Below are 20,545 nucleotides of genomic sequence, written 5' to 3'. Positions count from 1 at the left end.
TTCAGCGCCCTTCGGTGATGGTGGCCTGCTCCAGCTCGTCGATCGGCTGGTCCGGCCTGCCGGTGCGCATCCGGTGGTCGATGTAGTTGACGAGGTGCGTGAGCGGGATGGTCAGCACCAGATACATCAGACCCGCGGCGACGAGCGGCGAGAGATTTCCGGTCTGCGCGTTGAGATCTCGGCCCACCGCGAACAGTTCGCGCTGGCTGGCCAGCAGGCCGAGGAAGTAGATCAGCGAGGAATCCTTGATGAGCGCGATGAATTGGTTCATCAGCGCGGGCAGCACTCGGCGCACGCCCTGCGGGATCACCACCAGCGTCATCGCCTGCCGGTAGCCGAAACCAATGGCGCGCGCCGCCTCCAGCTGCCCAGCCTCCACGGATTGGATTCCGGAGCGGAAGATCTCGCCGATGTAGGCCGAGGCGAGCAGCGCCAGCGCGACCGCGCCGAGCCAGTACGGATTGTTGCCGGTGATGTTGCGCGCCACCGGCCCGATGCCAAGGCCGATGAGCAGGATGATCACGACGGCGGGAAGTCCGCGGAAGATGTCGGTGTAAACCCGTGCGGGCCAACGCAACCAGCGCGTTCGGGAGATTCCGGCGACGGCGAGCAGCATGCCGATCACGGTGCCGAGCGCGCCCGAAACGAGCGCCAGGATCAGGGTATTCGGCAGACCGGTCTTGATCAGGTCGGGAAAAGCCTTGCGGTACAACGACCAATCGAAGAACGTCTCCCGCAACTGCTGCAAGGTCGACTTCGGCGCGTTCTGCTCCTGGCTCTCTTCCGTCCGATTCTCCGCGGCCAGCGCGGCGAAGTCGGGCAGCTGCGGCGTCGGCGCGGCCTTGGAACCGGGCTTCCAGCCCGGCGGCAGCTGCCTCGGCACCCAGTCGCTGTAGAGGCGGGCGTAGGTGCCGTCCGCGATCACCGCGTCCAAGCCGCTGTTGAGCGCGTCGGTCAGCGGTTTGTTGTTCTTGCTCACCGCCCAGGCGGCGAAATTGTCCAGGCTGAAGGCGTTCTGGACCACCGAGGTGCCGTCGCCGGGTTTGATCGCGCCTTCGGCCTGCGCCGAGGGCGCGACCCAGGCGTCGACCTGACCGGTCTTCAGGTTGGCGTAGGCGGTGTTGTAGTCCGGGAACTTCACCGGGTCCAGGCGCAGGGTGTTGACCACGTAGTCGTCCTGCACCGTGCCCTGCACGACGGCGATGCGGGTGCCCGGCCCCAGATCCGCGAAGCTCCTGATCGGGCTGCCGTCGGCGACCACGAGGGCGAAGTAGCCGAAGTCGTACCCGTTGGTGAAGCCGACCAGTTCACGGCGGGCGTCGGTGGTGGTGATGTTGGACGAGCCGACGTCGAAGCGCGCGCCCGCGACTTGCGCGAGCAGTCCGGAGAACTCGGTGCCCGAGAACTGCACCCGCAGACCGAGTTTCGCGGCTACCGCGCGCAACAGCTCGTTGTCGAAACCGGTGAAGGTCCCGGCGGAGTTCACGCAGATGCTCGGCGGCGCGTCCGAGAGCGTGCCGACGCTGAGCGTGCCGGGCGTGATCAGCCCGAGCTCGGTCACATCGATGGATTCCAGCGGAACCGTGTTCGCGGTGGTGTAGCGGTCCGGCCCCGCGGTGGCGGATGAGGCGAGGTTCGTCGGTGCCGCGGACGCCGCGCTCAGTCCCGGCGGCGCGCAGAGGTCCCTGGTGTCGGCGGAATCGTCGCCGGAACCACAGCCTGCCACAGTCAGGCCCACGGCGAGCAGTAGCAAGGTGATCAGGGCACGACGCCGTGCAGCGGGCAGACCAGCCATGTTCCAGACCATAGCGGGGATGCACCGCAAACCCACAGTTAAGCGCGGCCGACGCGACGAGGGTCACTCGGGGCGGAAACGCACGGCTGTGCGAGAATCCCTCGGGAATTTGCCCCGGGTACGCGGACATTTCGTCGGTGCACTTGGTCCCGTGGCTTGTTCATTGTTCACACCGATCGAAACTGCTCGACGTTCCACCGATGCAGCAGGCGGCCGACTTCGCCTCGGCACCACCACGATCGGACAGCGAGCGATCACCGCTGTTACCGCTTCTCGAGACTGTGTCGGGACTGAATCAGAACCGTTCGACCTCGAAAGGAAACAGGGCTAGTGAACTACCTGGATTCACGTTCGGCTTCGGCGGGCTCCGCGTCGAGGACCTGGGGCGCCTCGTGACGGCCGCCAACGAGATCATCGAGCTGACCGACGACGACTTCTACCAGGACCCGCATGCCGTCTACCGGAGGTTGCGCGAACGCGGTCCCATCCACCGCGTCCGCTTGGACGGAGTGCTGAGCTGGCTGGTCGTCGACCAGAACGTCGCCAAACAGGCCTTCGTCGAGCCGAATCTCAGCAAACGCGTCACCTCGCCGGAAGGCCAGGCGGCCATCGCCAAGAACGGCGGAGCCGAGAAGTTCGCGGGCGCTGTCAACGAGAACATGCTCTTCGCCGATCCTCCGCAGCACACCCGGCTGCGCAGCCTGGTGGCGAAGGCGTTCGCCAGCCGCGCGGTGCGTGACCTCGGCCCCCGTATCACCGCGATCGCGGACTCGCTGCTCGACGAGCTGAGCGTCAAGGAATCCGCCGACCTCCTCGACGACTACGCGTTCCCGCTGCCGATCATGGTGATCTGCGAGCTGCTCGGCGTGGCGGACGACGACAAGGACGACTTCCGCGCTTGGACGGAGATCGTGGTGAACGAGTCGGCCAGCGTCGAGGAGCGGACCAGCGCCGGGATCAGCTTCTTCACCTATCTCACCGAACTGATCGCCGTGCGCACCGACAACCCCCGCGAAGACCTGCTCTCCGAGCTGATCGTCGCCAAGGATGACGGGGATCGGCTCGATCAGCAAGAACTCATCTCGATGCTGTTTCTGCTACTGGCCGCCGGACACGAGACCACCGTCAACCTGATCGGCAACGCGGTGCTCGAGCTGCTGCGCGATCCGGCCACCGCCGAACGGCTGCGCGCGGACCCGATCGGCGTCCCGGCCTTCGTCGAGGAGATCCTGCGCTGCCAGGGTCCGGTGCATCTGGCGACGGCCAGGTTCACCACCGCGCCGATCACGTTGGGCGGTCGGGACATCGACGCGGGCGAGTTCGTCATGATCTCCCTCGCGGCGGCCAACCGCGACCCGCGGCGATATCCGGACCCGGACGGCTTCGAGCCCGCCCGCACCGACAACCGGCACATCGCCTTCGGCCACGGCATCCACTACTGCGTCGGCGCGGCGCTGGCCAGGATGGAGGCCACCATCGCGCTCACCCGGCTGCTCGACCGGATTCCCGCGATGTCGCTCGACGGCGATTTCGCCGAACTCAGCTGGCGCAAGAGCCTGCTGATCCGCGGCCTGGCCGCGCTGCCGGTCCGCCTGTCGCTGCCCGTCGAGGGGGCAGCGGCCGGTGAGCTTCGGTATTCGGCGAACTGACCGCGGTGGAACCCGGACTCAGGCCAGTCCGCTGACCTGTTCCGGGTTCACTTCGTCGCGCCAGCGGATGGCCTGCTCGAGTTCGCCGAGGTCGTAGCCTGGGCCGCTCACACCGACGGTGAAGAGCCCGACCCCGGCCTCGACGAACTTCGGCGCCTGCTCCGCGCCTGGCCACGGCACCGAGCGCTCGATACGGGACACGTCGGCGCCGATGGCGGCGGCGTGCTGCGCGAGCACCTGGTTCTTGTGCTTCAGTCCCGCGAGGTCGGCGAAGCTGTGCCAGATGTCGGCGTACTCGGCGACCAGGCGCAACGTCTTCCGCTCGCCACCGCCGCCGATCAGGATCGGGATCTCGCGGACCGGCTGCGGGTTCAGCTTCTTCAGCCGCGCGGTGAGCCGGGCCATGCTCTCCTTCAGCAGATCCAAACGGCTTCCCGCCGTGCCGAATTCGTAGCCGTACTCGTTGTAGTCCTTCTGGAACCAACCCGCGCCGATGCCGAGGATCAGCCTGCCGTCGCTGATGTGATCGACGGTCCGCGCCATATCCGCCAGCAGTTCCGGATTCCGGTACCCGCCGCCGGTGACCAACGCGCCGATCTCCACCCGCTCGGTCTGCTCCGCGAACGCCGCCAGCATCGTCCAGCACTCGAAGTGCGCGCCGACCGGGTCGCCGCTGAGCGGATAGAAATGATCCCAGTTGAACACGACGTCTACACCGGCGTCTTCGGCCCGCAACACGGCATCGCGAATCAACCCGTACTTGGGCGCGTGCTGCGGCTGCAGCTGAACTCCGATCCGAACCGGTCGACTCATCTCAGGCCCTCCTCGTCGCTCGCTGGTCTCCGCGATCGAGGCTACCGGCGTGCGGCCGCATCATCATGAGATCGACCGGCTCCGCCGCACCCGGTCGCAATGTTCGGCGCGAACCCCAGGCGCTGCTCGAAGCGACTTGAGAGGTGGTGGTCGACATCGGCCACAAGTCGCGCATGCCGGGATCGCTCTGCTGGTCATAGTTCGGCTGGGGCACAAACACTCTGTGCCACAAGACGATCCGGCTAGCGAGCCTGCTCGACAAGGCCCCCTGGCCAGTTACCTCGCAACAAGGATTACTTGGCAACCAGGACGGACCTCGAGCCCGCCCGAATACGGAATTCGGATTGACACTGGTTCGAGGTCCGGCCGGGTAGCCCGCACTCGGTAGCTTCCGTCGCTTCATTTCAAAGATCGTGACATTCCAAACCGGCCAGTCCAATCTCCAGGAAAGGTGGCCCGAGTCGGCGCAGATACCAGCTGAAGTCGGTGATCCGCCCAGAATCGAGAAGGGCCCGATCAGCGTCGAGTATGAACGTTACTGTCATCGCCTTCGGGGGCACCAGAAAACTACCACCGAACTCGGAGTCGATGAAATGCGCCGAAAGCCCGACTGTCTCCCCACGGTCGTGGTGCCGGCAAATATTCTCCAGAACAGTGTCGATATCGTCGAAGGTCCTCGACTCCCATTCGAAATCGTCGGTCAGATGAAAATTCACACTGCCGCCCGAATCGAGCGTCATACCGCTTTTCGCAACAGCATCCAGAAGTACCGATACTCGAATCGGATGTTCGAATTGAAAATCAATGTCTACCATCTTACCCATGGGACACCAACGTTCCTAACCCCTAGCCAGCACCCTCAATGGAGGGAATGCTTCCTCCCCAGCCGCAACGTTACCTCGGAAGGGATCGGATACTCCAAGTGCACCCGAATTCCGCACCGTTCGGAGCTGTGCACGGTGAGCGACTCCGATCCGAGCGAAGTTACGACACGTCGGTCGATCCGGACATACTTCGACTCGAGCCGAACGGAGTAATGAAAGGAAAGGTATCGAAGAACTCGCCGAGAACCTCGGGGTGGCTTCGAATTGCGACTTCGGCAGCCCTCCTGGTTATCGGCGGATCGTAGACATCAACTCCCCTCTGGAACGCGATACCATAGATTGCCGGCTCGATGAGCGAAACCGCACCGTCATCCGGGGAAAACCCGATAGTACGAACAACACCAGCTAATGAACCTTCATATTCGACCAACTCGAAGATATACGGCGGGATATCCTCCACCCGATTCGACATCACTACATGCAGGGACCACTGTTTCATTTCGTCGAGACTTATAGCTCGACAAAACAGGCACGTCAGAACAAAACAAATGGTTCTCGGATCCTCTTGGGTCAATCCGTCTACATTCCGTGTCACCCTACCACCCTTCACCCTCACTAGATCGACCCCATCAACGTGCAGAACGCGAGCAGAATCGGAACATCCGGAAAATGCCGACACCGGGCGGATCGAATCAACTTATTCACCCCAGGGAAACCATGACAACCCTGCAGGCAATTTCTCAGGGTCCGAGTATATGGCCGTCAAGCCCTTCCTAAGAATTTCCGGAGCGACGCGAGACTTCCCCGGAAATCTTCTCTCATGTGCAACCTCATAATAAGAAACCATCGAGTCGTCGAGCGAGTCACCACAAGAACAGAACTGCCCACCACTCCCCCATACAACCAGCGTACCGAAGCCGGTATTCAGATCGACACCGACTCCTACATTTGCGACATGAATCCCGCCCGAACCGATTACGAATATCGAGCCAAAATTTCGAGTTGGATCAGCTGCTTGAATCAAGTAGTCGACGATGGCCGCCAACTCGTCTCCTGAGCGTGCGACAACGGGCGTTTCACGATGCTCCGGCAAGAACCCGAATTCTACGGAATAGGGCATAGTCACCAATCGATTCTGACGTGCCTATCGTGCGATACCCGAGTAAACATTGGCGCCACCACGGCAGGTCCGGCGGAGCGGATCATGAGTTGGCGGTTGCCCTCCTCCAAATCGGTAGTCCTCGCCCATGACCCGTATCCACTGCGCAGCGTTGACCACAGAGATCATTCCCCGCTCCCAAAAGCACGACCGTTTCTGATGTCTTCTATCAGCCGTCGGTAGTAGCGTCCGGCTTCGTCGACTCGCGCTCGATCGTCCGAACGGAGATTCCGCCTCTCGTCCGCGAGCAGCTTCTGCGCCGCCAGTGCCGCATCGATTACCGCTCGGTCCGGCTCTTGCTTCTTGTACTCCGCCGAGATACGCGCGCTGTACGCGCCGACAGCCGAATTGATGAGATCCAGCACGGCTTCATACGCGGCGACATCCATGGTGTGCCATTCGTACGACGGAAGTGCACCGGTTACCGAAGACTTCCAAGGCTGCTCGTCCTGCCCGGTCATATGCGTCCCCCAACTTCCCGGGACACCGGCTCGCGGCGCGCCCAGCGTCGATCCTACTGTCCGCCTTGCATTCGTGCCGCTGGCGCACTATCGGATCAGCTGAGAAGGGGGATTGCCCTGGCTCGGCGTCTGCGCGACGCGGCGGATCCGGAACGGGTGTTCGTGTCGGATCTGGCCCGTCGGCTGCGGTTGGTCGACGACGAGCCGGTTCCCGCCCGCCGATAGCGGCGGACCATCGGTTACTGCTCGTCTCACCCCTGGTGGGAAAGCGCCGAACTCGCGAGCGGTTCCTCGACGAATCGGGACGCCCGCGCACCGGACTCGGCTGCGGTGAGATCGAGCGACCGATACCATCGTCCGGACCGTCCGCATGCGACGGTGACCCCTCTACTCGGATCGTCCGGCACGTTCCTGCCGGTGAAGGGATGTGATCTGCCGTGGCTACGGTGACCTTCGAGCGGGCTACCCGCCTCTATCCCGGCGCGACCAAACCGGCCGTCGACGAGCTGAATCTGGAGATCGCCGACGGCGAGTTCCTGGTGCTGGTCGGTCCGTCCGGCTGTGGGAAGTCGACCTCGCTGCGGATGCTCGCGGGGCTGGAGGAGGTGAACGGCGGGCGCATCCTGATCGGCGCGAACGACGTCACCCACGCGGAGCCGAAGGAACGCGACATCGCGATGGTGTTCCAGAACTACGCGCTCTACCCGCACATGACGGTCGCCGAGAACATGGGCTTCGCGCTCAAGCTGGCCAAGGTCGCCAAGGCCGAGAAGGACCAGCGCGTGCTGGAGGCGGCCAAGCTGCTCGACCTCGAGCCCTACCTGGACCGCAAGCCGAAGGCGCTGTCCGGCGGTCAGCGGCAGCGCGTGGCGATGGGCCGGGCGATCGTGCGCCAGCCGCAGGTGTTCCTGATGGACGAACCGCTGTCGAACCTGGACGCCAAGCTGCGCGTGCAGACCCGCACCCAGATCGCGCAGTTGCAGCGGCGGCTCGGCACCACGACGGTGTACGTCACCCACGACCAGGTCGAGGCGATGACCATGGGCGATCGCGTCGCGGTGCTCAAGGACGGCCTGCTCCAGCAGTGCGCGACCCCGCGCGACCTGTACCGGGATCCGGCCAACGCGTTCGTCGCCGGTTTCATGGGCTCGCCCGCCATGAACATGTTCACGCTGCCGGTGTCCGACGGCGCGGTGGCGCTGGGCGGGCACGCGCTGCCGGTGCCGCGTTCGGTGTCCGACGCCGCCGAGGGCAAGGTCGTGGTCGGCATCCGCCCCGAACACTTCGAGCTCGGCAACGGACTCGGCAAAGGCATCGAGATGGAAGTGGACGTGGTGGAGGAGCTCGGCTCCGACGCTTACATCTACGGCCGCACCATCGCCGAGGGGCAGATCAACGGTGCCGGGGAAACCATTGTGGCGCGGGCGGATTGGCGCAACCCGCCCGCCAAGGGCACCCGCCTGAAGCTGTCGACCTCGCCGGAGCACACGTACTTCTTCTCCGCGGCCGACGGGCGTCGCCTGAACTGAGTTCCGGGGCAACCGCCATTTCTCTTCCGTCGGTGGAGAAATGGCGGTTGCGCTGGTCTGGGGGGCTTATCGATCTTCGACAGCCGCCTTTCTCTCCGGTCGGATTCCACCTCGGTTCCGGTGCCCGACGCGGCGCGTCCTCCGATGGGCCGAATCACGGTCCTACTCCGAGCGTTCGCGCCGCTTCCGGAGGTAGTCCTCGTTCACTCGGATTCCGAGTTCCTCCAGTTCGATTTCCTTGCCTGTCGCGCTGCGCACCTCGACGCGGACCGGCGCGCCCGTCGCCTCCTCCACCAGCAGCAAGGGGGCCGGTCCCGGCTGCAAATAGGCGTCGCCCCATTGCATCAGCGCCAAGACGGCGGGAAGCAGGTCGCGGCCCATGGGGGTCAGCACGTATTCGTGGCGGGTGCGTTTGCCTTCTTCCTGGTACGGCTGCTTGGCGAGCAAGCCCGCCGCGGTGAGTTTGCGCAGCTGGGCGGCGGCGGCCGCGTCGGTGATGCCGACCCGGGCGGCGAAACCGTCGAAGCGCCGGGTTCCGTAGTAGGCCTCGCGCAGGATCAGGACGGCCGAGCGCGTGCCGACGAGGTCCATCGCCTTCGCGATCGAGCAGTCGACGGCCTGCCACGAGCTGAGATCGGCCAAGGGTCCTTCCATCACGGCTGCCATGACGCACATCATAGCGATTACTGGCTTGAGTCGACTATATCCAGGCGTTAACCTGACTATAAGACGATGGAGCCAGGGTGAAGAAGCCCCGGTCACAGGAAGGATCCACCATGAGAGACGCGGTGATCGTCGAAGCGGTGCGTACGCCGATCGGCAGGGGGAAACCGAATGGGGCGTTGCACGACGTGCACGCGGTGGACCTGCTCGCGCACAGCCTGCGCGCGGTGGTCGAGCGCAGCGGTATCGATCCCGCGCTGATCGATGACGTGATCGGCGGTGTGGTCACGCAGGTCGGCGAGCAGGGCGCGAATGTGACGCGGCGGGCGGCGCTGGCCGCGGGCTACCCCGAATCGGTGCCCGCGACAACGGTGGACCGGCAGTGTGGCAGCAGCCAGCAGGCCATCCACTTCGCCGCGCAGGGCGTGATGGCTGGCGCGTACGACATCGTGGTCGCCGCAGGCGTCGAGTCGATGGGCCGAATTCCGATGGGCGCCAACCTCGTCGGTTCCGAGGACGTCTCGGGTGTGGCGTTCGCCGAACGCTATCCGGAAGGTCTTGTACCGCAAGGGATCAGCGCGGAACTCATTGCCGCGAAGTGGGGACTCACCCGCACCCAGCTCGACGAATTCGCGCTGACGAGCCACGAAAAGGCCGCCCGGGCAACGAAGAACGGCCTGTTCGCCGCCGAACTCGCGCCGATCAACGGACTGGAAACCGACGAGGGCATCCGCGTCGGCAGCACCCTCGACACCCTCGCCGGACTGCGACCCGCCTACTACGACCCCGCCATGGCCGAACGCTTCCCGCAGATCGGCTGGCAGATCACTGCCGCGAGCGCCAGCCAGGTCAGCGACGGCAGCGCCGCGGTGCTGATCATGACCAGCGAACGCGCCGAGCAGCTCGGCCTGCGCCCGCTGGCCCGCCTGCACAGCTTCGCAGTCGCGGGCGACGACCCGCTCATGATGCTCACGGCGGTGATCCCGGCGACCCGAAAGGTGTTGCAGCGGGCCGGTCTTCAGCTCTCCGATATCGACCTCGTCGAGATCAACGAGGCGTTCTCGCCGGTGGTGCTCGCGTGGGCGCAGGACACCGGGGCGGATATGTCGAAGGTGAACGTCAACGGTGGGGCGATCGCGCTCGGTCATCCGTTGGGCGCCTCGGGAGCCCGGCTGATGACGACACTGGTGCACGCCATGCGTGATCGCGGGGCGCGGTACGGGTTGCAGACGATGTGCGAGGCAGGTGGGCTCGCGAACGCGACCATTCTCGAGCGGTTGTGAGCGAGTGGGCGCCCGGTTCCGCCGGGCGCCCACTCTCCGCACGATTGGTGGACGAGCTGGTCGGAGCCAGGATCTAGCCGACCACGAGTGCGACGAGGCATCCGAGTAACCCAGACTCGACGACCAACGGGACCGCTACCAGTGGCGCCCATCCAATGGGCCTGCTGCTGCGCAACTTCGAGACGACCATCGCCGCGGCCGCTGTACCCGCCGCGGCGATGCCCGTCCAGGCGAGCGCGTAGGCGACCGGTAGATACCGCTGTTCCTCGTCTACGAGGAAGTCGTACAGCGGGACGAGAAGTGCTGCTGCCCAGCCGACTCCGAGGGCGATCAAGGTGGCGAGGGCGGCACGCACCAGGTCTCCCAGTTGCCTCACCGACGCCGAGCTCATACGTCCAGGGTGCCCGCACAGGTGCCTGGACAATCGCGCGAAGGTCATCGCTTGCCGTGCCGACCGGCTTGCCGGTCGATATCCGCGACGCCGACGCCCGTACCCTGGCGAGCGATGACTGCCGCCACCTTTCCCGAGCCCGTCGTCTACGCGATTCCGCTGCGCACGCGGTTTCGCGGGATCACCGTGCGGGAGGGGATGTTGATTCCCGGGCCGCTGGGCTGGGGGGAGTTCTGCCCGTTTCCCGAGTACGACGACCGGGAGGCGGCGGGCTGGCTGGCCACGGCATTGGAGCAGGTGACGGCCGGTTGGCCGGAGCCGGTGCGGGAGCGGATTCCGATCAATTGCACGGTGCCCGCGGTCGATCCGGAGCGAGCGCATGGGATCGTCAGTACGTCGGGATGCCGCACGGCGAAGGTGAAGGTCGCCGACCACCCGGATTCGCTCGCCGAAGATCTGGCACGGGTCGAGGCGGTCCGCGACGCCCTCGGGCCGGGCGGCGGGATTCGGGTGGACGCCAACGCGGTGTGGGATGTAGACACCGCGATCGCGCATATCGCGCGAATCGACCGCGCCGCAGGCGGTTTGGAATACGTGGAGCAACCCTGCCGCACCATCGAGGAACTCGCCGCGGTGCGCAGGAAGGTCGACGTGCGCATCGCCGCCGACGAATCCATCCGGCGCGCGGAGGACCCGCTGCGCGTCGCCGTGGCGGGCGCGGCCGACGTCGCGGTGTTGAAATGCACACCGCTGGGCGGCGTCCGGCGCGCGCTCGAGGTCGCGGCGGCAGCTGGACTGCCTTGCGTGGTGTCTTCCGCACTCGAGACCAGCGTCGGCCTGGGTGCGCAGCTGGCGCTCGCCGGTGCGCTGCCCGAACTCGACTTCGCTTGCGGACTCGGCACGCTCTCCCTCTTCGAGGGCGATGTTGTAACCGAATCCCTACGCCCGGTGGACGGTTTCCTCCCCGTCCCGCGCGCCCCCTTTACACCGGACCCCGACCTTGTAGACCGCTACCGCCACCCCGACCCCGAGCGAGTCGCTTGGTGGCACGCCCGTTACGAGCGCGTCCGCGCTTTGCTCCCCTGACGAACCCTACTCGGCCCTTCTACGACACTGGCCATCAAGACCACCATTCCTCTATCGAGCGTAGTCGAACGGATCTGACGCGCGAGAAAAGGCGGTTTCGGCGGCCCCGAAAGCAACCATTTCACTACCGTCGATTGCGGACGCCGCCCGCTCAGCCGAATCGAACGCCGCAGCTGAGCATTGCGGTTCGCAGCACTAGGGCCGCTTCGGGGCCGATGATGCCGTCCACCAGTTCGAGGTAACGGGTGCAGAATTCGGGGCCGTGGGGGGGGACTTTGTCGGCGGCGGGTTCCAGATGGTGGGCGAGTTCGTGCAGCACGACCAGTTCGCGCAGAGCCCACGCGGTGCCGCCGGTGTGCAGCGGCACCGCGAGGACCGCGTCGGCCGCTTCGTAGTGAGCGGCGGTCGCTCCGGCACGCGACCGCACCCGAACCGGCACCTCGGCTCTATCCCATTGGGCCCGAACCCAATTGAGGGCGAGCACTTTCTCAGCATAGGTCTGGACCGACGCGACCGAGGCGAAACGGCGTTCGATGGGTAGCGTGATGTGCGAGCCGTAGAGCTCGACCGTTCGGTTGCCGTGCTCGTCGGCCCGATCGAACATCCCGCGAACCAGCTGCTCGGCGTCGTAAACCTTGGCGCGCTGCACATCTCGCACACTCATCGCCGCGGAACCCGTCGCCGCCTACACCCCACCCGATGGTCCACGCCTCCGCTACGCCAGTCCTGGGTCGAGCCGAAACCTCCCCTACTTCGTACGTTCCAGCGCTTGCCCGATGCCACCGGACGAATCACCCTCCCGCGCCCGAGGACAACTGCCCACGCACCCCACCCAATTCCGTCGACGTCCCCAACCGCGCCGCCTGGCCAGCGCGATCACCAGCGCGCCGGGCGGCTGCCGAGTGCCCGGCCGACGCCTGCGGACCGCGCCACGTTCCGCGAGCCTCCGAGGTGCTGGTGTAGAAGTCGGCGAGTTCGAGTTCTTTGTCGCGCAGGGCGAGCGCGGTTCCGGCGGCTGCGGTCTCCGGCGCCACCGCTTCGGCTTCCACTTCCGATTTCACCTCGGCGAGCCGGCGGCCGATGCGCGCGGCGAAGGCCATCTGGAAGTTCAGCCGGGCGGTCACCGGCGCCGCCGGGGCTTGGACGCGGCGCTTTACCGTGCGGCCCCAGCGCTTTTCGCTGACGACCTTCTCGACGGTCGCCGAACGGTACTGCCCCGTTTTTATGTAGTAGTCGGACGCGCGCACCATCTGGACGAGCAGGCTGGCGTAGAGCGCCTCGCAGGTGTCGATGTCGGTGTCGAAGCCGTAGGCGTAGACCTGGGTGGAGGTGCGGGCAACATCGCAGCGCACGTCATTGGCGTGCGCGATCGCGACGAACAGCTGCACGTAGGTGCGCAGCCCTTTCTTACCCGGCTCGCCGATCGGGATGACCCGCTGCACCGGCGTCGGTCTGCGCTCGCGCCCGGCGATGTGCGCCCGCGCCACCGCGAGATCGATCGAGGAACGGGTGGCCAGCCGCTGCGCCGCGGCGAGGAACGCCTCCGCCTCGTGCTCGTTGTCGGTGGCCTCGGCCTTGCGCAGCAGACCGCCGATGCGTGTGAGCATCCGATCGGGAACCGCATTCGGCGAAGTCATCGGCAGCCAGAGTAACCGCGGACCCCGACACCGTCCGCCCGCCGCCCACCCCGCATGCGAGTCAGCCACCGCGTCCCGCCGTACCCGCCAAAGCCCGCCGTCCATCCCGGGTCCAGGTCGGCTACTGCGTCCCGCTGTGCTCGCCAGAACCCACCGCGCACCCCTGCACACCGGCCCGCCACACCCGCCAGAATCCGCCGCCCACCCCTGCCCACGGGCCAGCCGCTCCCCCGCACCCGCCGGAGCCCGCCGCCTGCCCCGCGCACTTCGGCCGCCCGACGGACCAGCCACGCTCGCCCCACGGGCTGTCTCCGCAACGCGAACGTGAGCTCGGCATCTTCCGAGCCGCGCAGCCGGACACGGCGGCCACGCACAGCCGCACAGCACCGCCCCGACATCCTCCAAGACCTGCGCATCTGGACCGCTCTTCGGGCGTGGCGGGTGAACACCATGTATCTTCCGTTGTGCAACCGGCAGGGTGTGCTGCTGCTCACGTCGTACCCATGGAGTGTTCGCGATGGCTTTGAAGAAGGTGTCGTCCCTACGTTCGTCGCTCGTACCGAGGGCTGCGCTGGCGGCCGCCTCGGTGGCGCTGCTGACGGCGACCTTCACCAGCGCGTGCTCCAGCGACAGTGGCGGCAACCCGACGAGCCAGAACCTCACCGGCCGCGGCCCGATCACCTACGTCGAGGGCAAGGACACCACCGAGACCGGTGTGGTCAAGCAGCTCATCGAGCGCTGGAACGCCTCGCATCCCGACGAGCAGGTGACGTTCAAGGAGCAGTCGAACGACGCCTCGCAGCAGTACGACGACCTGGTCGAGCACATGCGCTCCAAGCAGTCCAACTACGACGTGGTCGCCCTCGACGTGCCGTGGACCGCGGAGTTCGCCGCCAAGGGCTGGATCCAGCCGCTGAAGGACTCCTTCGCCATCGACACCTCGACGCTGCTCTCCCCGCCGGTCGCCAGCGCCACCTACAACAACACGCTGTACGCCGCGCCGCGCAACACCAACGGCGGTCTGCTGTTCTACCGCAAGGATCTGGTCCCGAACCCGCCGAAGACCTGGGGCGAGATGCTCGGCCAGTGCCAGATCGCCCGCGACAACAACATCGGCTGCTACGCCGGACAGTTCGCGCCCTACGAGGGCCTGACGGTGAACACCTCCGAGGTGATCAACGGTTTCGGCGGCACCTTCGTCGGCGCGGACGGCAAGACGCCGACGGTGGACAGCCCGCAGGCGCGCGCCGGTCTGAACACCCTGGTCACCGCCTACAACAACGGCGACATCCCGAAAGAGGCCATCACCTTCAAGGAGCCGGAATCGGCCAACGCCTTCACTCAGGGCAAGCTGATGTTCCTGCGCGCGTGGCCGTCCACCTTCGGTGACGCGGGCGCCGAATCCTCGCTGGTCAAGGACAAGTTCGCGGTCGCGCCGCTGCCCGGCGAGAACGGGGTCGGCGCCTCGACGCTCGGCGGCTACAACGCGGCCATCAGCGCCTTCTCCAAGAACAAGGCCACCGCGCTCGACTTCCTGCGCTTCCTGATCAGCGAAGACGCTCAGCACATCATCGCCTCGGGCGCCCTGCCCTCGGTGCGCGCCTCGATGTACGACGACCCGGCGCTGATCGCCAAGATGCCGTACCTGCCCGCGCTCAAGGAATCGATCGCCAGCGCGGTGCCGCGCCCGGTAACCCCGTTCTACCCGGCGGTGTCCAAGGCCATCCAGGACAACGCCTATGCTGCCCTGACCGGAAACAAGTCCGTCGACGACGCGATCGTGGGGATGCAAAAGGGCATCGAGACCGCGGGATCGTAATCGATTGCGCAACGGACCCGACCTACCCGTAGGAGAGAGATAACGGTGTCGGATCCTTCGGGAGCGGCCACACGCGTGCCGAGCGACGAATTCCTTCCGCGCAAACGCGGTTTCGGTGCGAGCCTGGCCTGGGAGCTGCGCCGTTCCGGCAAAGCCTGGGTGTTCGTCGCGCCGGTGCTGGTCGCGCTGGCGGTGGTCATCGGCTATCCGGTGTTCCGCGCGCTGTACATGTCCTTCCAGAAGGACTCCGGGCTCGACCCGAGCACGGGCATGTTCGTGGAAGGCGGCAACGCCGGATTCTCGAACTACACGCACTGGCTGCTGCAGCAGTGCAGTCTGCCGACCGGCGAGACCATCGCCTGCCCCACCGGCAATCTGGGTTCGCAGTTCTGGATGGCCATCGGCGTCACGCTGTTCTTCACCGTGATCACGGTGGCGCTGGAGGCGGCCATCGGCCTCGCCATGGCGATCGTCATGGGCAAGAGCTTCAAGGGCCGGGCGCTGCTGCGCGCGGCGGTGCTGATCCCCTGGGCGATCCCGACCGCGGTCACTGCGCGGTTGTGGGAGTTCATGTTCCAGTACGACGGCGTGGTGAACCGGGTGCTCGGCACGCACATCCTGTGGACCTCGGATCCGTGGGCCGCGCGGTTCGCGGTGATCGCCGCCGACGTGTGGAAGACGACGCCGTTCATGGCGCTGCTGCTGCTCGCCGGTCTGCAGGTGATCCCGAACGACGTGTACGAGGCGGCCAAGGTCGACGGCGCCTCGGCCTGGCAGCGGTTCACCCAGATCACCCTGCCGCTGCTCAAACCCGCACTGCTGGTGGCGATCCTGTTCCGCACCATGGACGCGCTGCGCATGTTCGACCTGCCCGCCATCATGACGCTGGGCAACCCGTCGACCCGCACGGTCTCGATCCTGGTCGTCGACCAGGTGCGCCAGGGTCCGAACAGCGCGGCCGCCCTGTCCACCATCACCTTCCTGCTGATCTTCGCGGTGGCCTTCGTGCTGGTGAAGATCCTCGGCGCCAACGCCGTTCGCACTCAGGAGGCCCAGCGCGAGGGGAAGGTGCGCGCATGACGACGAGTGATCAGGTGCGCACCCGCGAGACAGGAGGCGCGCCGATGGCGACCGAACCGACCACCGTCCGGCGCGCACCGTGGACCAAGCGGCTCGGATCGGCGCGCATCTACCTCGGCGTGCTCGTCGTGCTGGTGTGGGGGCTCGGTCCGTTCTACTGGATGGCCGTCACCGCATTCCGCGATCCGGTCTACCAGTTCGACAACACGCCGTGGCCGACGCACGTCACGCTGGAAAACTTCCGCAACGCGTTCGACACCAGCCGCGGCAACGACTTCGGCAAGGCGCTGATCAACAGCGTGATCATCGGCGCGTGCACCACGGCGATCGCGCTGGTGATCGGCATCTTCGCCGCGTACGCGCTGGCCAGGCTGACCTTCCGCGGCAAGTACGTGGTGGCCGGGCTGATCCTCAGCGCCTCGATGTTCCCGGTGGTCGTGCTGGTGACGCCGCTGTTCCAGCTGTTCACCAACCTGGGCTGGATCGGCGAATACCAGGCGATGATCATCCCGAACATCTCGTTCGTGCTGCCGATGACCGTCTACATCCTCGCCTCGTTCTTCACCGAACTGCCGTGGGAGTTGGAAGAGGCGGCCCGCATCGACGGCGCGAGCAAGATGCAGGCGTTCCGCCTCGTCATGCTGCCGCTGGCCGCGCCCGCCGTGTTCACCACCGCCATCCTGGCTTTCATCGCCGCGGTGAACGAGTACCTGCTCGCCCGGCTGCTCTCCAGCGACCAGACCGAGCCGGTGACCGTCGCGATCGCCCGCTTCTCCGGCAACAACCCGCTCGTGCAGCCCTACGCCGCGATCATGGCGGCGGGCACGATCGTCACGATTCCGCTGGTGATCATGGTGCTGCTGTTCCAGCGCCGCATCATCTCGGGTCTGACCGCAGGCGGCGTCAAGAGCTGAGTTGTTGGCGCGCTGGCGCGCGCGTGTTCGCGGCCTTCATGTCTCGCTTCCCAGCGCTCGAGACTCGCGCCTTCGGCGCATGCGCTTCGAGCGCTGGGAAGCGAGACGGCCGCGAACGGTCGCTCGTCAGGCTCGCTCCCGACGGGGCTGCTAGGGCTGGATTGTTTCGTTGGGTTGGCAGGTTCAGACGTTTGATTGCGGGCGGGATCAAGAGCTGAGTCGCGGGGGTTCGCGGGCCGCGGTTGGCCTGTGGAATTCGGGTTACTTTGTCTAAGAAGCGGAATGCTGTGGACTGTGTGCGGCATCGAACCGCGTGGGCGGGGTAAAGTCCGGTCATAGTTCGGTTCGGCGATCGTTGTCAGTGCAGGTGGGTTCGACCGACGCTCCGGGAGGAGATGATCGTGAGCTCGTTCGGCAAGCGACGCGGCAAGCGCGGTGCCGGGGGCAAACCATCGCAGGCGGCACACGCCTCCATCGCGGGCTTCCGGGAACGACGTAGAACACCGCCGCCCCGCGAGCGGAAAGCGCTGGCGCCCAAACCATCCCGGCCCACCGCCAAACCGACGCCGGCGACGGATCCCGACCGGCCGCCGCGCAGCCGCGCCGAACGTCTCCGTCGGCTCGCGCTCGCCCTGTTCATCCTGTTCGTCGCGGTACCCTCGCTGCTGTTCGTGCTGGTGTACTGGAGCGCCGAGATCCCCGATCCGGCCGCGGTGCAGACCAATCAGATCGCCACCATCCTGGCCTCGGACGGCAGCACGGTGATCGCCAAAGTGGTTCCGCCGGACGGCAATCGGAGTCCGGTGCCGCTCTCCGAGGTGCCCGAACCGGTGCGCGACGCGGTGCTCTCCGCGGAGGATCGCGATTTCTACACCAACCCCGGCTATTCGACGTCGGGCTTCCTGCGCGCGGGCCGGGACAACCTGTTGGGCAAGGAGGACGCGGGCGGCGGCTCGACCATCACCCAGCAGTACGTGAAGAACGCCTTCCTCGGCTCGGAACGCACCCTCACCCGCAAGATGCGCGAGCTGATCATCGCGGCCAAGATGGCACGGCAGTGGAGCAAGGACGACATCCTCGCCGCCTACCTCAACACCATCTACTACGGGCGCGGCTCCTACGGTATCGCCGCGGCGTCGAGGGCGTATTTCGGCAAGCAGCCCGCGCAGCTGACGCTCGCCGAGGGCGCGGTGCTGGCCGCCCTCATCCGCACGCCGTCGATTTTGGATCCGGAGACGCACCTGCCGGAATTGAAGGCGCGCTGGCAGTACGTGGTCGACGGCATGGTCGAGATGGGCGTGCTCGCGCCGGGCCACCGGGACGCCACCGTCTTCCCGACGATCCTGCCGATCACCGATATCCCCGACGCCAACGCCGCCCGCGGCCCCGAGGGCTTGATCCGCACCCAGGTGCTTCGCGAACTGCGCGCGTCCGGCGTCAGCGAGCGCGAGCTCAACACCGGCGCACTGCGGATCACCACCACCATCGACGCCAAGGCCCAGCAGGCCGCGCTCACCGCCGTGCACGACCGGCTCGGCCCGCAGCCGCCGCACTTGCGCGCCGCGGTGGTCTCGATCGATCCGCGGTCCGGCGCGGTGCGCGCCTACTACGGCGGCGAGGATGGCATCGGCTACGACTTCGCGCAGGCGCCGCTGCAGACGGGGTCGGCGTTCAAGGTCTTCGCCGTCATCGCCGCGCAGCAGCAGAGCATCCCGCTCACCCGCGTGCTGGACAGCTCGCCGGTGACCGATCGCGGCACCAGGATCACCAACGTCGACGGCGAATCCTGCGGCAAGTGCAGCATGGCCGAATCGCTGAAGCGCTCGCTGAACACCAGCTTCTACCGGCTGACCATGTCGATGCTCGGCGGGCCGCAGTCGATCGCCGACGCCGCGCACCAGGCGGGCATCCCGGAGGAGATCCCCGGCGTGGCGGGCAAGACCCTCACCGAGGACGGCGGCCCTCCGCTCAACGGCATCGTGCTCGGGCAATATCTGGTGCGCCCGATCGACATGGCCTCGGCCTACGCGACCATCGCGGCCTCGGGCATGTACCACCAGCCCTACTTCGTGCAGCGGGTGGAGACCGGTGACGGGCGGGTGCTGCTCGATCGCGGCGCGCCCGAGCAGCAGGTCGGCGAGCAGCTGCCGCCGGGGGAGCAGCGGATAAAGCCGACCATCGCGGAGAACACCATCGCCGCGATGATGCCGATCGCCGCCTATTCCAACGGGCACGCGCTGGCGGGCAATCGACCGTCGGCCGCGAAGACCGGCACGACCCAGTTGGGCCAGTCCGACCAGAACAAAGACGCCTGGATGATCGGGTTCACGCCCTCGCTGTCCACCGCGGTGTGGATCGGCAGCGAGCAGTCGCAGCCGATTCACACCGCGCGCGGCGCCGACATCTACGGTTCGGGTCTGCCCGCCGACATCTGGAAGCAGATGATGGACGAGGCGCTCGCGGGCACGCCGATCGAGCAGTTCCCGATCGCACCCGCGGGCGGTCCGGCGGGTGGGAACCAGCAGCAGCCCTCGGGCAATCCCTACGACATCTTGAACCCGAATCCTGCTCAGCCGCAACAACAACCGCAGGAGCCGTCGATCGTCATCCCGCCCGCGCCACCGGAGCCGCGGCAGGTCGAGATCTTCCCCGGACTGAGCGTTCCGGTGCCCGGCTGACCCGCCCCGGCCAGGTAACTGTGACCGAACCCATCTCGAGTCGATCTTGTGACCTAGCGTGCCTCCGGGGAACGCATGACATGGCAGCATCGTTTTGCCAGAGTGAGAGCGCGACCGAGCGGCGCCGAGGTGAACATGGGGCGACGCCCGTCCCACGGCGACGATGCGGAAGGATATGCGCTCGAGCGACGACGGCAGCGGCGCGAGCGACCGGCCGAAAGGCGGTAGCCTGCGGACCAACTACAGGGGCCCGGAAGCGCCGCCAATTGAAAACAGACTAGACATAGGGGCTACGCCGGTGGATTTCAATGTCGTTGACCGTCCCGAGACGCTGGTGGCGGGCACAGTACTTCGCAGCCCGGCGCTCGCGGTCGAGGGGCCACGCCGCGCGAAGGTGGAGGAAGCGTGGAAACGCATCCTCTCGCGCCGCCTACCCGGGCCCCCGACCACCGCCTATGTCGACCACGCGCCGGAGATCAATTCGTATCTGACCCACATCGTGGGCTACCGCTGCCGCAGCCTCGACGACCTGCTGCCCGGCGATGTGCTGGCCAGGGTGCCCGCCGGTCGCTTCGCCCGTTTCATCGCGAGCGGCGACGATCTCGGCGATACGATCGTCAGCATTTGGCGGGCGGTATGGGATGCCGAGGCGGCGGGCCGACTCGTGCGCTCCTATTCCGGCGATTGGGAGCACTATCCCGACGACCGCACCGCCGAAGTCTTCGTGGCGCTGGCCGACGAACCGAGCGACGGGTAGGACAAAG

19 protein-coding genes are annotated in these 20,545 nt (G+C 66.5%); 9 read left to right on the top strand and 10 right to left on the bottom strand.

Features of this window, described 5'->3' with window-relative positions; all coding sequences use genetic code 11:
- Position 1: 1 nt before the first annotated feature.
- Positions 2-1,795 (bottom strand): ABC transporter substrate-binding protein/permease, encoded by a 1,794-nt coding sequence (locus ABZV58_RS02705; RefSeq protein ID WP_354998432.1) that lies wholly within the window; start codon positions 1,793-1,795, stop codon positions 2-4.
- Between the two features lie 392 nt (positions 1,796-2,187).
- On the opposite strand from ABZV58_RS02705, the gene ABZV58_RS02700 reads away from it, so the two are divergent.
- Positions 2,188-3,444: a cytochrome P450 gene (locus ABZV58_RS02700; RefSeq protein WP_354998431.1), complete on the top strand. Its 1,257-nt coding sequence runs from the start codon at positions 2,188-2,190 to the stop codon at positions 3,442-3,444.
- A gap of 18 nt (positions 3,445-3,462) precedes the next feature.
- On the opposite strand, the gene ABZV58_RS02695 is transcribed toward ABZV58_RS02700, so the two are convergent.
- The 5 genes from ABZV58_RS02695 to ABZV58_RS02675 form a co-directional block, all read right to left on the bottom strand.
- A complete protein-coding gene (locus ABZV58_RS02695; RefSeq protein ID WP_354998430.1) occupies positions 3,463-4,257 on the bottom strand; it encodes an LLM class F420-dependent oxidoreductase in 795 nt (264 codons plus the stop codon).
- Positions 4,258-4,661: 404 nt separating this feature from the next.
- The gene (locus tag ABZV58_RS02690) at positions 4,662-5,081 is read right to left on the bottom strand and encodes a hypothetical protein (protein WP_354998429.1); all 420 of its coding nucleotides are present in this window, start codon (positions 5,079-5,081) and stop codon (positions 4,662-4,664) included.
- Positions 5,082-5,241: 160 nt separating this feature from the next.
- On the bottom strand, positions 5,242-5,580 hold the full coding sequence (locus tag ABZV58_RS02685; RefSeq protein WP_354998428.1) for a hypothetical protein: 339 nt from the start codon (positions 5,578-5,580) through the stop codon (positions 5,242-5,244).
- Positions 5,581-5,778: 198 nt separating this feature from the next.
- Positions 5,779-6,201 (bottom strand): Imm1 family immunity protein, encoded by a 423-nt coding sequence (locus tag ABZV58_RS02680; protein WP_354999010.1) that lies wholly within the window; start codon positions 6,199-6,201, stop codon positions 5,779-5,781.
- Positions 6,202-6,365: 164 nt separating this feature from the next.
- Positions 6,366-6,701 (bottom strand): hypothetical protein, encoded by a 336-nt coding sequence (locus ABZV58_RS02675; protein WP_354998427.1) that lies wholly within the window; start codon positions 6,699-6,701, stop codon positions 6,366-6,368.
- A 437-nt stretch (positions 6,702-7,138) separates the two neighbouring features.
- On the opposite strand from ABZV58_RS02675, the gene ugpC reads away from it, so the two are divergent.
- On the top strand, positions 7,139-8,230 hold the full coding sequence (gene ugpC / locus ABZV58_RS02670; protein ID WP_354998426.1) for a sn-glycerol-3-phosphate ABC transporter ATP-binding protein UgpC: 1,092 nt from the start codon (positions 7,139-7,141) through the stop codon (positions 8,228-8,230).
- A 162-nt stretch (positions 8,231-8,392) separates the two neighbouring features.
- Here the strand turns inward: ugpC and ABZV58_RS02665 are convergent, their stop codons facing one another.
- Positions 8,393-8,896: a helix-turn-helix domain-containing protein gene (locus tag ABZV58_RS02665; RefSeq protein ID WP_354998425.1), complete on the bottom strand. Its 504-nt coding sequence runs from the start codon at positions 8,894-8,896 to the stop codon at positions 8,393-8,395.
- A gap of 110 nt (positions 8,897-9,006) precedes the next feature.
- On the opposite strand from ABZV58_RS02665, the gene ABZV58_RS02660 reads away from it, so the two are divergent.
- Positions 9,007-10,176: a thiolase family protein gene (locus ABZV58_RS02660; RefSeq protein WP_354998424.1), complete on the top strand. Its 1,170-nt coding sequence runs from the start codon at positions 9,007-9,009 to the stop codon at positions 10,174-10,176.
- Between the two features lie 73 nt (positions 10,177-10,249).
- Here the strand turns inward: ABZV58_RS02660 and ABZV58_RS02655 are convergent, their stop codons facing one another.
- The gene (locus ABZV58_RS02655; RefSeq protein ID WP_354998423.1) at positions 10,250-10,552 is read right to left on the bottom strand and encodes a hypothetical protein; all 303 of its coding nucleotides are present in this window, start codon (positions 10,550-10,552) and stop codon (positions 10,250-10,252) included.
- 129 nt (positions 10,553-10,681) lie between these two features.
- Here ABZV58_RS02655 and ABZV58_RS02650 point away from each other — a divergent pair, with 129 nt between their 5' ends.
- Complete coding sequence (locus ABZV58_RS02650; RefSeq protein ID WP_354998422.1) at positions 10,682-11,653, top strand: o-succinylbenzoate synthase; 972 nt, start codon at positions 10,682-10,684, stop codon at positions 11,651-11,653.
- Between the two features lie 151 nt (positions 11,654-11,804).
- Here ABZV58_RS02650 and ABZV58_RS02645 read toward each other — a convergent pair whose 3' ends face one another.
- Together ABZV58_RS02645 and ABZV58_RS02640 are read right to left on the bottom strand one after the other, a co-directional pair.
- Complete coding sequence (locus ABZV58_RS02645; RefSeq protein ID WP_354998421.1) at positions 11,805-12,317, bottom strand: TIGR04338 family metallohydrolase; 513 nt, start codon at positions 12,315-12,317, stop codon at positions 11,805-11,807.
- A gap of 127 nt (positions 12,318-12,444) precedes the next feature.
- Entirely contained in the window at positions 12,445-13,290 is an 846-nt protein-coding gene (locus ABZV58_RS02640; protein ID WP_354998420.1) for a DUF2786 domain-containing protein, read from the bottom strand.
- A 517-nt stretch (positions 13,291-13,807) separates the two neighbouring features.
- On the opposite strand from ABZV58_RS02640, the gene ABZV58_RS02635 reads away from it, so the two are divergent.
- The 5 genes from ABZV58_RS02635 to ABZV58_RS02615 all read left to right on the top strand — a co-directional run bounded on the left by ABZV58_RS02635 (position 13,808) and on the right by ABZV58_RS02615 (position 20,538).
- Entirely contained in the window at positions 13,808-15,109 is a 1,302-nt protein-coding gene (locus ABZV58_RS02635) for an ABC transporter substrate-binding protein (RefSeq protein WP_354998419.1), read from the top strand.
- A gap of 123 nt (positions 15,110-15,232) precedes the next feature.
- Positions 15,233-16,189, top strand: a complete 957-nt coding sequence (locus ABZV58_RS02630; RefSeq protein WP_354999009.1) for a sugar ABC transporter permease — start codon at positions 15,233-15,235, stop codon at positions 16,187-16,189.
- A 44-nt stretch (positions 16,190-16,233) separates the two neighbouring features.
- Positions 16,234-17,103: a carbohydrate ABC transporter permease gene (locus ABZV58_RS02625; protein WP_354999008.1), complete on the top strand. Its 870-nt coding sequence runs from the start codon at positions 16,234-16,236 to the stop codon at positions 17,101-17,103.
- A gap of 395 nt (positions 17,104-17,498) precedes the next feature.
- On the top strand, positions 17,499-19,781 hold the full coding sequence (locus tag ABZV58_RS02620) for a transglycosylase domain-containing protein (protein WP_354998418.1): 2,283 nt from the start codon (positions 17,499-17,501) through the stop codon (positions 19,779-19,781).
- A 175-nt stretch (positions 19,782-19,956) separates the two neighbouring features.
- Positions 19,957-20,538 carry a GyrI-like domain-containing protein gene (locus tag ABZV58_RS02615; protein WP_354998417.1) on the top strand — a complete coding sequence of 194 codons (582 nt, stop codon included), beginning with the start codon at positions 19,957-19,959 and terminating at the stop codon, positions 20,536-20,538.
- The last annotated feature ends 7 nt before the right edge of the window (positions 20,539-20,545 follow it).

This window comes from Nocardia sp. NPDC004654, from assembly GCF_040609595.1.
In the GTDB taxonomy this organism is placed as follows: Bacteria; Actinomycetota; Actinomycetes; order Mycobacteriales; family Mycobacteriaceae; genus Nocardia.
This window is presented reverse-complemented; position numbering and strand designations above follow the sequence as displayed.

Coding starts and splice junctions, on each gene's coding strand:
- ABZV58_RS02705 (WP_354998432.1), bottom strand. CDS start 1,795: ATGGCTGGTCTGCCCGCTGCACGGCGTCGTGCCCTGATCACCTTGCTA.
- ABZV58_RS02695 (WP_354998430.1), bottom strand. CDS start 4,257: ATGAGTCGACCGGTTCGGATCGGAGTTCAGCTGCAGCCGCAGCACGCG.
- ABZV58_RS02690 (WP_354998429.1), bottom strand. CDS start 5,081: ATGGGTAAGATGGTAGACATTGATTTTCAATTCGAACATCCGATTCGA.
- ABZV58_RS02685 (WP_354998428.1), bottom strand. CDS start 5,580: ATGAAACAGTGGTCCCTGCATGTAGTGATGTCGAATCGGGTGGAGGAT.
- ABZV58_RS02680 (WP_354999010.1), bottom strand. CDS start 6,201: ATGCCCTATTCCGTAGAATTCGGGTTCTTGCCGGAGCATCGTGAAACG.
- ABZV58_RS02675 (WP_354998427.1), bottom strand. CDS start 6,701: ATGACCGGGCAGGACGAGCAGCCTTGGAAGTCTTCGGTAACCGGTGCA.
- ABZV58_RS02665 (WP_354998425.1), bottom strand. CDS start 8,896: ATGGCAGCCGTGATGGAAGGACCCTTGGCCGATCTCAGCTCGTGGCAG.
- ABZV58_RS02660 (WP_354998424.1), top strand. CDS start 9,007: ATGAGAGACGCGGTGATCGTCGAAGCGGTGCGTACGCCGATCGGCAGG.
- ABZV58_RS02650 (WP_354998422.1), top strand. CDS start 10,682: ATGACTGCCGCCACCTTTCCCGAGCCCGTCGTCTACGCGATTCCGCTG.
- ABZV58_RS02645 (WP_354998421.1), bottom strand. CDS start 12,317: ATGAGTGTGCGAGATGTGCAGCGCGCCAAGGTTTACGACGCCGAGCAG.
- ABZV58_RS02640 (WP_354998420.1), bottom strand. CDS start 13,290: ATGACTTCGCCGAATGCGGTTCCCGATCGGATGCTCACACGCATCGGC.
- ABZV58_RS02635 (WP_354998419.1), top strand. CDS start 13,808: ATGGCTTTGAAGAAGGTGTCGTCCCTACGTTCGTCGCTCGTACCGAGG.
- ABZV58_RS02625 (WP_354999008.1), top strand. CDS start 16,234: ATGGCGACCGAACCGACCACCGTCCGGCGCGCACCGTGGACCAAGCGG.
- ABZV58_RS02620 (WP_354998418.1), top strand. CDS start 17,499: ATGATCGTGAGCTCGTTCGGCAAGCGACGCGGCAAGCGCGGTGCCGGG.
- ABZV58_RS02615 (WP_354998417.1), top strand. CDS start 19,957: ATGCGCTCGAGCGACGACGGCAGCGGCGCGAGCGACCGGCCGAAAGGC.